Raw genomic sequence first — 13,393 nt, forward strand, 5'->3', positions numbered from 1 at the left:
AATTGAATTAATTCTCTAATCAATTTGAAGGGTGAAATAGCATATTAGCTTCGTTAAAAATTTCTCATTTAGAACAACTAAATAGCAAAATTTTTGCCTTGCCTATATGGATATAGGTACCTTAGCGGTAGCAGGACGCGAGAGCGGTGCTACTAAAGCTATTTCCCCGCTTCAAGATAGATCATTTACTTAATACAACTGGTATAGCCTCAATATATACTCTCATCAACAAACACAAAAAAGCCAGTCACTAAACAATGACTGGCTTTTTCAATTAGCTATACCTATTACCTAATTAATTTTACTTTTGTAGGTCTAGCATTAGCTTGTTAAGACGACTTACAAAGCCCGCTGGATCTTTCAGGCTACCACGCTCTGCAAGCATTGCTTGATCTAGTAGTACTTCTGCCCACTGTCCAAACTTGTCTTCGTCTTGCTCATTATTCAAATGCTTAACCAATTGGTGCTCTGGGTTAAGTTCAAATACCGGCTTAGACTCAGGCACGGCTTGACCCACCTGCTCCATTAGCTTTTGCATTTGTGAGCTCATATCATGATCATCTGCGACCACACACGCTGGAGAATCTGTTAAGCGGTGCGTAAAGCGTACTTCTTTCACTTTATCGCCAAGTGCTGTTTTCACTCGCTCAACTAAGCCTTCAACTTCTTTCTCACTTTCTTCGTGTGCTTTCTTCGTTTCTTCGTCATCCATATCACCTAAGTCAAGATCACCACGCGTGATTGACTGAAGTGGCTTCTCGTTGAATTCAGTGAGATGGCTCATCATCCACTCATCAACACGATCTGACAAGAGTAGAACTTCAATGCCTTTCTTACGGAAGATCTCAAGATGCGGTGAGCTCTTCGCCGCTTCAAAGCTATCAGCCACGACATAGTAAATCTTATCTTGGCCTTCTTTCATGCGCTCAATGTACTGCTCAAGCGATACGTTTTGTGTTTTCTCATCAGTATGCGTAGAGCTAAAGCGCAATAGTTTTGCAATAGCATCTTTGTTTGCGAAATCTTCAGCTGGACCTTCTTTGATCACATTACCAAACTCATTCCAGAATGCTTGGTAATCTTCTGGTTTGTTTTTACCCATGCGCTCAAGCATTTTAAGTACGCGAGACGTACAGCCTTTACGAATAGCTTGAGTGATCTTGTTATCTTGTAAGATCTCACGAGATACGTTGAGTGGTAGATCGTTAGAATCTAGTAAGCCTTTCACGAAGCGCAGGTAGCTCGGCATAAATTGCTCTGCGTCATCCATAATAAATACGCGTTGCACATAAAGCTTAAGCCCAGCTTGACGCTCACGATTGTATAAATCGAAAGGTGCCTTTTTAGGGATGTAAAGTAGGCTGGTATATTCAGTTTTACCTTCTACTTTATTGTGTGCCCAAGTGAGTGGTTCTTCCCAATCATGACCAACATGCTTATAAAATTCTTTATATTCTTCGTCGCTGATCTCTGATTTATCGCGAGTCCAAAGTGCAGTGGCTTTGTTGATAGCTTCCCACTCGCCAGGTTGCGCTTCAATTTTCTCGCCATCTGGGCCTTCAGATTCAGGAACTGGGTCTTTATAAAGTTCAACAGGAATTGAAATGTGATCCGAGTATTTAGTCACAATACCGCGAAGACGGTAAGTTTCAAGGAACTCACTTTCCTCTTCACGAAGATGTAGTGTGATCTCTGTACCACGCTCTGCTTTTTCAATTTCAGCAATTGTGAAATCGCCTTCACCTTGCGATTCCCATTCAACTGCTTCTGACTCACCCGCTTTACGCGTACGAACCGTTACTTTATCAGCAACAATGAATGCAGAATAGAAACCAACACCGAATTGACCAATCAGCTGCGAGTCTTTTGCTTGGTCGCCTGTTAGGTTTTTAAAGAAATCAGCTGTACCAGATTTTGCGATAGTACCAAGTGAACTGATCACTTCGTCACGCGTCATACCAATACCATTGTCAGAAATGGTGATGGTTTTTGCATCTTTGTTTACGCTTAAGCGAACACGTAGCTCTGCATCGCCTTCATAAAGATCGCCATTTTGCAAAGCTAGGTAACGTAGTTTGTCAGCTGCGTCTGAAGCGTTAGATACTAACTCGCGTAAAAAGATCTCTTTATTTGAGTATAAAGAGTGGATCATTAGGTTTAGTAATTGTTTGACTTCTGTTTGAAAGCCTAATGTTTCTTTTTGAGCTGCGGACATTGTTCTCTCCAATATAAGCAATTAATGCAGTGTTCTTACCAATATGCTAGGTATATGGGGGAGGAGAGAAAACTTTCAAGAGACTGAACAAAATTTTTAACAAGCCGCCCTGCTTTTTGGGTTAAACGATCAAAAATCAGGGCTTTTGACAACAAGAGCTAGATTAGAGTTTCTTCCGCCCACTAAACGCATGCATCAGCGTCATACCGTCTACCAGATCTAACTCACCGCCAACTGGCATACCGTGAGCAATACGAGACGCTTCAACTTGATATTTATGACATAACTCGGAAATATAATGCGCCGTTGCCTCACCTTCTACCGTTGGGTTGGTCGCTAAGATAACTTCGTTAATATTGCCAGCACTTAGCTTACGCTCAAGAACATCAAGGCCTATTTCATTGGGACCAATACCATCCAAAGGTGATAGATGTCCCATCAGCACAAAATATAAACCGTTAAATTGCCCTGTTTGCTCTATCGCCAATACATCCGTTGGTGATTCAACCACACAAAGCAGCCCTGTGTCTTGGCGCTTGATACTTTGGCAAATATCACACACCTCAACCTCACTAAATGTTCGGCAGCTTGAGCAATGACCGATGGCTTGCATCGCATGAGTAAGGCTTTGTCCTAGTTGGCTGCCCCCCTCTCTGTCTCGCTCTAATAAATGAAAGGCAATACGCTGTGCAGACTTAGGCCCAATGCCAGGTAAACAACGCAGCGCTTCAATAAGCGCCGTTAAACTTGGTGATAATTGCATAAATTCGTTTCTTGTGGCCCATTCAGTGCAAAAACACTGATAACAATGCCGAAATGATAAGGGATATTGTTGTTGATTTAAAGCTTGATCCTATTTCATACCTCTCCACTCATTTTACAGTTTGAAAATGCATTCATCGCGAATTTCCCAACAATTCGACTCAAATGCTTGCAGCAAAAGCGTATTCACTCGACAATGGTTCCATTCCCGATAGTAAGCACAATTAGACAACTGTTGGGCCCACTTCTCGAAATAGATGAGACTACATAATGAAAAAAACGATAATAGCAAGTGCACTTGCAGCCGTTATGCTGACGGCTTGCTCTGAGCCACAAGTCACAACAAGTGAAACTCAAAAAACAGAAAACGCAGCAGTAGCAACTGGTAAGGCCGAACTTGGCAGCTTTGGGGTTGACCTCAGTGCACGCGATGAAAGTGTAAAGCCTGGCGATGACTTCTTTATGTACGCCAGCGGCACTTGGTACAAAAACTACGAAATGCCAGCAGACAAAACGCGTTTTGGTGCATTCTCAGCACTTGCTGAACGCAGTGAAGAACAAGTAAAAACCATTATCGAGGAGATTGCTAACGGCGAAAACCTAAACGCCGAAGAGCAGCTGATTGCCGATTTTTACAATGCTTATATGGATGTTGAAACCCTAAATAAGCTTGGTATTAAGCCTATTCAACCACTACTTGCTGACATTGACGCCATTAACAACACTGACGGCCTCACCAAAGCATTTGGACAATCTTGGCTAACTGGCGTAAATGCGCCGATCGGCGGCGGGATGTGGTTTAACCGTCTAGACCCAAATAAATATGAGATGTCGATGGGTGCTGGCGGACTTGGACTACCAGATCGCTCTTACTATTTAGAACAAGCTGAGCGTTTTGTTAAAACTCGCGAAGCATACGTTGCACATATTGCCGATATGCTTAAATTTGCGGGTAAAGACAAGCCGACTGAGCGCGCAGAAGCCATTCTTGCACTTGAAACTAAAATTGCAGAGGGCCATTGGCCACGTGAAAAACGCAGAAACCGCGACCTCACGTTAAATCAAGTTAAACGTGACGAGCTAGCAACACAGTACCCAGGCTTTAATTGGGATTTATATTTTGCTGAAACAGGCTACAAAGTGCCTCAGCTAAATATGTCTCAGCCAGAGCCGATTAAAGCAATGATTGCGCTTATCAACTCTGAAGACTTGGCCGTTTGGAAAGACTACTTAACTTATCACGCAATTAGCGGCAATGCGTCGCTGCTGTCTGAAGATATCTTCAATACTAACTTTGAATTTTATGGCAAACATTTAAGTGGTCAACAAGAACCACGTGCTCGTTGGAAACGCGCAATAAGCGAAATGTCTGGCACTACGTCGCTTGGCTTTGCAATTGGTAAAGTTTACGTTGCCCGTTACTTCCCAGAGTCTTCTAAAAAACAAATGTCAGAATTGGTTGAAAACCTGCGCACCGCGCTTGGTGAAAGGATTGAAAGCTTAGACTGGATGGGGGAAGAAACAAAAGTAAATGCTCAAGCAAAACTTGCCGCATTTACGCCTAAGATTGGCTACCCTGATAAATGGCAATCATTTGATGGGTTAACCTTAACCCGCGATAACTTAATGACGAATGTGAAAAACCTACGTGAGTTTTTCCGCAATGACAGTATCGCCAAAGAGCTTGAGAAAACCGATCGTAACCGCTGGGGTATGACACCACAACGCGTTAACGCCTACTACAACAGCTCGTTTAATGAAATCGTTTTCCCTGCGGCAATTTTACAACCGCCATTCTTCGACCCAAATGCAGATCCTGCAGTAAACTACGGCGGTATTGGCGCGGTAATAGGCCACGAAATGGGGCACGGCTTTGACGACCAAGGCTCAAAATCCGATGCCAATGGTATTCAGCGTAACTGGTGGACCGATGCCGACCGCGCTGCTTTCGAAGAAAAAGCAGACAAGCTCGCGGCACAATACAGCAAATATGAGCCTATTGAAGGTAACTTTGTAAATGGTCGTAACAGCCTTGGCGAAAACATTGGGGATGTGGGTGGCCTTGCGATGGCTTACCATGCCTATAAGCTGAGCCTAAACGGCAAAGAAGCACCGGTAATTGATGGCCTGACAGGCGACCAACGCTTCTTCCTTGCTTGGGCACAAGTATGGAAAGAAAAGCGCACTGAGCAAAGCATGCTAAACCAACTTCGCGCAGGTACACACGCACCGGGTCAATTTAGAGCCCTTGCGCCTCGCAACCATGATGCATGGTATAAAGCGTTTGACGTTAAACCGGGCGACAAACTGTACCTAGCACCAGAAGAGCGCGTTCGTATCTGGTAATAACTTAAATCCCAAAGCATAACCTGCCGTCACTGGTAGGTTATGCAGCTTTAACGCCGAGACATACGCTTTTGCTTGGTTAAGTATGCCCCGCCTAATCCGCTTAAAAAGCCAAAAATATGGCTTGAACTACTGGTTTGGGCTGAAAAATCAAACAACGTCGCTAAAAAACTAATGTTGGCATAGTAAGTCAATACCAGCAAAGCTATAAAACTAACAATACCAAGCACATCGCGATTGAAGAGCGCAGCACCCAGCAGTAAGCCAAAGTAACCCATTACAATGCCTGATGCACCAATGTGATTAGCGTGCCCTGCAAACAGCCAAACCAACAGCCCTGTAGCAAACACAATAAAAAGTGTTGCTCGCTTAAACCTTGGTAATCTCGCTGCCAAATAGCCGCTAATACTTAAGCCGAGCAAATTACTCAGCAAATGTCCCCAGCTACCATGCACAAAAGGCGCGGTGAATACCCCACTCAAATGATGCACGTTATGCGGTACAATCCCAAAACGGTAGACGGGTAAACCAAAAATACCACCCAACACCTGTACGAGGCACATCACTGCCATCGCATAAAAAACCAGCTTAAAATTGGGGGGAAAAACTAGTGCACGTTTACTCATTTAATTTCCGTATAGATAGATTAAAGTAACTTAGGAAGTACAGATAGCCCAAGTTTTTCTTTAGTTGAAACAGACAGCTTATCAACTTGAGAGATTATTTTGGCAGCCAATGCTTCTCCTTCCATAACACTTACCCCATGCTCACTTGCATATTCTTTAACTTCATCTGAAACAACACCTGTGGTAATCAACCATAAGCTGACATTTGGGGTTTCTTTTTCAAATTCAATTAACTGATCAACTCCCCAATTGCTAGTTGTTCCAGAGTGATGCTTACACTGAACATACACAATATTTGTCCCAGAAAAGTCATCACTTTTTTCCGCTCTTATATCAATATCAGAATGATCATTTGTCTGACTTTTTGACATAATATGCGCTTGATAACCTTCTATTTCTAATAGTTCAGCAATTAGCTTTTCTAGACCATAACCACCACTTTCTAACCTAGATTGCCCTGTTATTAACCTATCTAGCAAACTACGTTCAATATGTTTCAATTCTACTTCTACTCGTGTTTGAAATTCTGAGTCGAATTTTATCTCTAAATTTTGCTCTAGCTTTTCAACATAAGCCGCTATTTCTTCTCTAAACTCATTGAGGTTGGCAATCGACATCCTTATCTTTAATCTGCTTTGTAAGCCTTCGGTTAATTGATACCTTGGGATTTTAACCAAATTACCATCAGACTGTTTAAAGAAATTGACCGCGACTCGGTTAGCTCCATTCCAAGGTGTTTCAGCGAATGACTTTTCACCAACTGCAACCCCAATTAACACTGCCCGACTTACCGGAACTATTACGACATCACCAGCTGAAATTTCGAAAAATCGCTTGATTTGGTTTCTTTGCCTACCGATATCGATTCCTCTCTCTTTAATAAACTCATCAACTTCAACAAAAGAATTAAACTTACTCAAATTAATTTCACGCCAACCATAACCAGCTAAAGCCTGCGCGGCCAAGAATTCTGGACCTCTGACTAATACTATGTTTTTCATTTTATTCACCCTTTATAGATTAAGCCAATGCCAAAACGCTTCGGGCATTTCTTGCTCTACCATTTTCATGGGTTTGATATCAACAGTACTGTTACAACCCATCAGAGGTACTTCAATTTCTCTTGATTGCACTGCCCAGTTAACTTCAAAATAACGAACATTCTCATCATCATGGCATATCTTAGTTACTCTTCCGAAACCGTGTAGCTTCATGGTTTTACCAAATTGTTCACGCTTTTTAAGGACAATAAGGTCACCTGCACAAACTTCATACCATCGATTTACCTGAACTTTACTCTCTAGATAGTCAAAACGACAAATCCCATTTTCTTTCCAAAAAATATCTAATCTATTTGAAAAATCAGCTTCGGGACAAAAGCCCATAAATAAAATTGATGTATCTGCAGGCTTACTATATGGGATCGCATCAAGTATTAACTTTGCGTCTTTATCTCCTTTGTTGAAAATGCGTAGCGCATTTTCTTGTAAAGTGGTCATTTGAGCGCGCGTTAAACTGCCACTTTTTAGCTGGTCAAGTTGATTTTGATACTTCATAAATCCATCTCCATATTTAGAATAGTTCGTTACTGACACACTTAAGTTAGAACAATTCCACATAAAATAAAAGCTTTATTATTCAAATAGATAAAACTAATTTTCGGTGAAAAAACTCTGAAATTTCGTGCTATAGACTCGGTTTAAATGCATTTAGAACCCTCTTTTTCAATAAAAAAGTAGATTGAGATGATAATTTTAACGGATCAGGCAAAGTAGCTTGTCTTATGCAAGCTGCTCTTCGATGAACCTGGGCAATTGGTTTTTAAGTAACCTGAGGCTTGGATAATTTATATCTAACTGCTAGAAACAAAAAAGCTCAGGCACTTTATTACCTGAGCTTTCGTTAATTTTTATCCCCGGCTTGTCCCATACGAGGACAGTAAGAATAAAAACGTTTTAGTTCATAACCTTGAGGTTAAAACGGCATTTTAAAGCCTGGAGGCATTTGCATGCCGCCGGTGACTTCTGACATGCGCTTTTGCGTTTCTTCACCTACGCGGCGAACTGCGTCATTTACCGCAGCGGCTAGTAGGTCTTCGATCATGTCTTTGTCGTCTTCCATTAGGCTTTCGTCGATTTCTACGCGACGTACGTTGTGGCTACCAAGCATAGTTACTTTAACTAAACCTGCGCCTGCTTCACCTGTTACTTCTAGGCTCTTGATCTCTTCTTGGGCTTTTTCCATGCGCTCTTGCATTTGCTGCGCCTGCTTCATGATGTTGCCCATTCCGCCTTTAAACATATTCTGCTCTCTTATACTTCAATTTGGTTTACTGTGATAAAAGATAAGGGCTAACGCCCTTAATTACAATGCCTGAACGCTATTTTCGTCAAGCATTGCGTCAAACTCTTGAACAAATGCGCTGACGAGTGGATCGTCACGCATCGCCGCTTTAGCTTGGACAAGCCTATGCTCATCTAGTTGTTGCTGTACCAAAAACGGCGTGTTATTTACCGTGTCGATATAGTTAATCTCAAGCTCGATTGGCTGCTCGAGTAATGCGCTTAGGCTCTCTGTTAGTTTCTCTCTCAGCACTGCGGAGTCTAAGTGCTGTTGACTCGCATCGACTTGCAATTGTACCTGCGCGCCTTGCTGCGTTATCACGCTGTGTAATGCATACTGGCGAATTCGGCCGCCTAATTGCATCTTTTCAATCATGTTTGCCCAATCGTCGCTTTGGTGAGCAAACTTAATGTCACTGATTGGACTAACAAAGTTTTCCGGTGCAGGGATCTCCACTTGAATACTTTGTTCGTTATCATCTTGTTTTATTGGTGATAACTGCTCTAGCAATTCTGGCGCTAAATTTTCCGTAATAGGTTTGTGGCGTTCTTGAAACGCTTCTTTCTTTTGCTTTTTTGGTGCCAAGCGAGGTGCTGCCGGCTGTGCACGTCGCGGCTCAGACTGATACTCAGGTGTGCTTACCGTTGTGGCTGGCGCTTGCTCTTTTAGCATTGGCGCACTAGGCGCCTCAGACTTTTTTACCTCACCATTGGCTCCCACCAATCGACCCGCCCCAGAGATATTACGATTTTTTAAAATTCGTGCTATTGCTGACTGGGCTTGGTTTTGCTGCTCAGTAACACTGGCCGTAGCCGCAGGTTCTGAAGCGCTTTGGTTTTGCACCTCAGGTTGAGGCCATTCCTCTTGGTTTTGCGATGCCATTTGCGCGTATGCAGCATCATCAACTGGCGCACCGTCATGATGATGTGCAGGAACTTGTTCTTGGAACCCCTGCTCTACCGTCTGTGACATGATGCTGTCGTATTGGTTGGCCATCTCCGCCTCAGATGGCACAGAGGCAACTGGTGCTTGGCTTTGCTTAGCAGGCGTTTGCGACAGAGGCTCATACTGTGTTGTTTGTTGCGCGGCTGGTGTCGTTGCTTCTGGTGCATATGTAGGTGTTGCTGTCGGCTGCACCTGAGGTGATGCTGCTACCGTTGCATTATCTTCTGTTGGCTTTTTTAACAGCGCTCGTAAATCCCCTACTTTGCTTTGCTTTTCAGAAGTCTCTTGGCTCACAGGAGCGCTAGGCACTACACTATGACTTTCTTTTTCGAACGCCATCAAGCGCAGCATGACCATCTCAAACCCAAGTTTAGGCTCGGGTGCCCACTTTAGGTCTTTTTTGCCATTTAGCAGCAGTTGATACAACAACTGGCCCTGTTGCGGTGCTAATTGCTCGGCAAATAGTTTGATGTCGTTGTTATCAAAATTTGATAACCGCGCAGCACTAGGCACGAGTTGAGTGAGCTGAATAACATGCAATAACGCAATTAAATCGTCCAGCACACTGACAAAATTACCGTTTTGTAGTGCTATTTTTTCAATCGCAACGAGTAAGGCTTCACCGTCATGGCATAAAATTGCAGACAGCAAAATGACCGCATGCGCACTATCCATCAGTCCCAGCATAGATTGCACTGCAGGCACCGTTAAATTGCCATTTGTTTGTGCAATAGCCTGATCAGTCAAACTTAGTGCGTCACGCATACTGCCATCAGCGGCCTTCGCTAACGTTTGTAGCGCTACTGGATCAAAGGCAACTTGCTCTAGCGGCAGGATTTTCTCTAGCTGTTCAACTATTTGTCCTTGGGTCATTGCGTTCAGATTGAACTGCAAACAACGAGACAGAATAGTCACAGGCAACTTTTGTGGATCGGTTGTGGCGAGCAAGAATTTTACATGCTCTGGCGGCTCTTCTAAGGTTTTCAGGAGCGCATTAAAACTGTGCTTTGACAGCATATGCACTTCATCGATGAGATAAACCTTGTAGCGACCACGAGTTGGTGCATATTGTACATTGTCTAAGATTTCTCGTGTGTCTTCAACTTTTGTACGAGAAGCCGCATCAATTTCGATTAAATCGATAAACTTACCAGTTTCAATCTCAGTACAGGCACTACACTGACCACAAGGCGTTGAAGTAACGCCTTGTTCGCAGTTAAGGCTTTTAGCAAAGATCCTAGCAATGGTTGTTTTGCCCACACCACGTGTTCCGGTGAATAAATAGGCATGGTGTAAACGCTTTTCATTGAGTGCGTTGACCAGAGCTTGTTTAACATGCTCTTGCCCCATTAATTCATGGAAGTTTTGCGGACGCCATTTTCGCGCCAGAACCTGATAGCTCATGCTTATTCGCCTTCGAACTCTACAAGTGAAAGGATTTTGATCCCAAGATCATTGATTTTCTTTTCACCACCAAGCTCAGGTAATGAAATAACAAACGCAGCATCAGTGGCTTCACCGCCTAAGCGTTTAACCAGTTTTGCTGTTGCTTCAATAGTACCACCTGTTGCAAGTAAATCATCAACAAGTAGCACTTTATCACCTGCTTCAATCGCATCTGAGTGTAACTCAAGCGTATCTTCACCATATTCAAGCTGGTAAGACTGGCTAATTACCTCACGTGGTAATTTACCCGGCTTTCTTACTGGAATAAAAGGAATACCTAACTCATACGCCAATGGTGCACCGAAGATAAAACCACGAGACTCAGTACCGATGATTTTAGTGAAGCCGCCATCTTTATAAACTGCAACGAACGCATCAATTGTTGCCTTAAACGCAGCAGGATTTGCTAGAAGTGAAGTCACGTCACGGAACATAATCCCAGGTTTTGGGTAATTAGGAACCGTCGCGATACTATTTTTGATCAATGACATATTCTCTGTCGTCATAATTGCTTTGCTTTAAGTTTATTACAAAAGAGTGAGATTATAACAATTTTCTATCCGGTTGAAACCGACTGAGTGACTTTGTGTGTCAGGGTGGAGGAAAAGCGAACGATTTAGTGAGCAGTATACGTGTATACAATCGAAAAAGGCTGCAAAAAGCAGCCTCTAGGTAAATACGTTCAGCTTGACTTATGCAAGCGCTGTTGCCCAGCCTAGAATCGCGTTTAAACAGCCAATTCCAGCGAATACAGCAACAAATGCAAGGAAATACTTTGCATTGAACGGATCTTTAAAGTCACCTTTAGACATAGATACTACCTTTAATTTTACAACTCGCACCAACTGCATAGCAGCAGAAAGCATTGACTAGCGCCCTAGTCCGAGTTTAAGCACGACAAAAACAGGCCGTATAATAGTCGATGTTGCCAATAGCTTAAAGGTTTTTTGTTTTGATAATGCCAAGATCAGCGAATTCAGCTAGTGTATGCTGTGCCCCTTGCTGTAGCTGCTCAACAGTAAACTGAGGCACTTGCTGCGCGATAATATCTATAATGTCAGTGAGTTGCATACCATCATTGGCTTCAATCACTGACAACATTAAGGCCGTCATCGGATTTAGTGCGACAAACTGAACATCGTCCTCTTCGTCTCTATACAGTGCAAAGCTATACGTTTGTCCTGCTGTTTTAGTCGGGCGAAAGGTTTCACTGATCTGATGAACTGGATATTGATAATGTGCAATTCGGGTTGTACTTGCCAAGCTAATTTCAACATCTGCAAGCGCTTGGACTTCAATCGAAAGCTCATTCTTTGCTTCAACGGTCGTTGCCACATCTAGCTCTAGCCATTCATAATGAGCAAGCTCTAACAAGAACTCAGGATCGGCTTCTGAGGGCTCGTATTCTGTTTGTAAAAACTGCAAGAACTCTTTGCTAATCTCTAAAAAGTATGGCGAATGACAATTGTGCTTAACAAAAAATAGTCTAATTAACGTCAACCAATCTTCATTGGTATACAAGCTTTTAAGTACAGGAAACGCACTGCTCACGAAGCCTTCGACATTATTAAAAAACAGCTCTTGATAGATTTTTAAGCGCCGAGCTTCTATGCCTTCAGGTGCAGGTTGGTTGTCTGGATCTCTAATATGCGCCATAAATAGCTGCTGAGTTTCTACAAAAGACATAGCTATACCTGCTCCAAGCGCTTGGCGTATTTGGCCTGTGCTGCTGAAATTTGTCCCGCTTCTGCCAATAATTCTGCCATGGGAGGAATATTAAAATCACGCTCTAGCAAAGTCGGAAATACCCCATGCAGTTCATAGGCTTTCTCTAACAAGTCCCATACTGGTGAAGATACCTCAGCGCCATGTGTATCAACGAGTAAGTCGTCGGCTTCAACATAATGGCCTGCGATATGGCCGTATGCAATTCGCTCGCTTGGCATAGCCGCTAAGAATTGTTCGGCATCGTAGTCATGGTTAATAGCATTGACATAGATGTTGTTAACATCGAGTAGCAAATCGCAATCGGCCTCGGCTAAAACCCCAAGGGTGAACTCCAACTCCGACATCTCTTGTCCAGGAGCGGCATAGTAAGAGACATTTTCTACTGCAATCCGACGCTCTAGGTGCTCTTGGACTGCTCGGATCCGTTTAGCGGTATGATGGATTGCCTCTTCAGTAAAAGGGATTGGCATCAGATCGTACATATGCCCCTCTCCCGAACAGTAACTCAAATGTTCACTATACGTAACGATATTATGTTGTTTAAAAAATGCTTTGAGTTGTGATAAAAATTCACGATCCAGCGGCGCAGGAGAACCCAGCGACAACGACAAACCATGACAAATAAAGGTATGCTGTTGCGTCAATGCTTGAAACTGCTTTGCAAGCTTGCCGCCAAATTTTAGCCAGTTTTCTGGTGCAACCTCATAAAAGTCTACTTGCTTTGGCGGCGCATTGAGCACGTCGTCGACCATTTCACGGCGTAAGCCAAGTCCTAAGTTGCCTAATTGCACTGCCATATTTCTCTCACTTTAGACATTATTTTGAAGTAATTAGAAGCCCATATGAAAGAGGTTTTGCTGTATGCATAGCCTCGCTTTGGAATCACCCAATAGCGCTTTTTACCTTAACATAACTAGCTGCGCTATTGGGTAGAACATAATAGTGTTCTTAATTAGTGGTTACCACCACATTTACCTTCGCC

General features: G+C 43.1%; 11 protein-coding genes. 1 reads left to right on the forward strand and 10 read right to left on the reverse strand.

The window, feature by feature from the left end:
* Positions 1 to 301: 301 nt before the first annotated feature.
* The gene (gene htpG, locus CWC03_RS21160; protein WP_017217996.1) at positions 302 to 2,215 is read right to left on the reverse strand and encodes a molecular chaperone HtpG; all 1,914 of its coding nucleotides are present in this window, start codon (positions 2,213 to 2,215) and stop codon (positions 302 to 304) included.
* A 163-nt stretch (positions 2,216 to 2,378) separates the two neighbouring features.
* Positions 2,379 to 2,978, reverse strand: a complete 600-nt coding sequence (gene recR / locus CWC03_RS21165; RefSeq protein WP_010606421.1) for a recombination mediator RecR — start codon at positions 2,976 to 2,978, stop codon at positions 2,379 to 2,381.
* A 269-nt stretch (positions 2,979 to 3,247) separates the two neighbouring features.
* On the opposite strand from recR, the gene CWC03_RS21170 reads away from it, so the two are divergent.
* Positions 3,248 to 5,323 (forward strand): M13 family metallopeptidase, encoded by a 2,076-nt coding sequence (locus CWC03_RS21170; protein ID WP_138583558.1) that lies wholly within the window; start codon positions 3,248 to 3,250, stop codon positions 5,321 to 5,323.
* A gap of 50 nt (positions 5,324 to 5,373) precedes the next feature.
* Here CWC03_RS21170 and CWC03_RS21175 read toward each other — a convergent pair whose 3' ends face one another.
* From CWC03_RS21175 to CWC03_RS21210, 8 genes are all read right to left on the reverse strand, one after another.
* Positions 5,374 to 5,949: a rhomboid family intramembrane serine protease gene (locus CWC03_RS21175; RefSeq protein ID WP_138583559.1), complete on the reverse strand. Its 576-nt coding sequence runs from the start codon at positions 5,947 to 5,949 to the stop codon at positions 5,374 to 5,376.
* A gap of 20 nt (positions 5,950 to 5,969) precedes the next feature.
* Positions 5,970 to 6,950 carry a restriction endonuclease gene (locus tag CWC03_RS21180; RefSeq protein WP_138583560.1) on the reverse strand — a complete coding sequence of 327 codons (981 nt, stop codon included), beginning with the start codon at positions 6,948 to 6,950 and terminating at the stop codon, positions 5,970 to 5,972.
* Positions 6,951 to 6,962: 12 nt separating this feature from the next.
* Complete coding sequence (locus CWC03_RS21185) at positions 6,963 to 7,505, reverse strand: hypothetical protein (RefSeq protein WP_138583561.1); 543 nt, start codon at positions 7,503 to 7,505, stop codon at positions 6,963 to 6,965.
* A 418-nt stretch (positions 7,506 to 7,923) separates the two neighbouring features.
* Entirely contained in the window at positions 7,924 to 8,250 is a 327-nt protein-coding gene (locus CWC03_RS21190; RefSeq protein ID WP_010368987.1) for a YbaB/EbfC family nucleoid-associated protein, read from the reverse strand.
* Between the two features lie 63 nt (positions 8,251 to 8,313).
* Entirely contained in the window at positions 8,314 to 10,641 is a 2,328-nt protein-coding gene (gene dnaX, locus CWC03_RS21195; protein WP_138583562.1) for a DNA polymerase III subunit gamma/tau, read from the reverse strand.
* A gap of 2 nt (positions 10,642 to 10,643) precedes the next feature.
* On the reverse strand, positions 10,644 to 11,189 hold the full coding sequence (gene apt, locus CWC03_RS21200) for an adenine phosphoribosyltransferase (RefSeq protein WP_138583563.1): 546 nt from the start codon (positions 11,187 to 11,189) through the stop codon (positions 10,644 to 10,646).
* Positions 11,190 to 11,619: 430 nt separating this feature from the next.
* Positions 11,620 to 12,369, reverse strand: a complete 750-nt coding sequence (locus tag CWC03_RS21205) for an HvfC family RiPP maturation protein (protein WP_138583564.1) — start codon at positions 12,367 to 12,369, stop codon at positions 11,620 to 11,622.
* Between the two features lie 2 nt (positions 12,370 to 12,371).
* Positions 12,372 to 13,208, reverse strand: coding sequence for an HvfB family MNIO-type RiPP peptide maturase (locus CWC03_RS21210; protein WP_138583565.1), 837 nt, complete (start codon positions 13,206 to 13,208; stop codon positions 12,372 to 12,374).
* Positions 13,209 to 13,393: the final 185 nt, after the last annotated feature.

The sequence above is a fragment of the Pseudoalteromonas sp. S2755 genome (genome assembly GCF_005886535.1).
Taxonomy (GTDB): Bacteria; Pseudomonadota; Gammaproteobacteria; order Enterobacterales; family Alteromonadaceae; genus Pseudoalteromonas.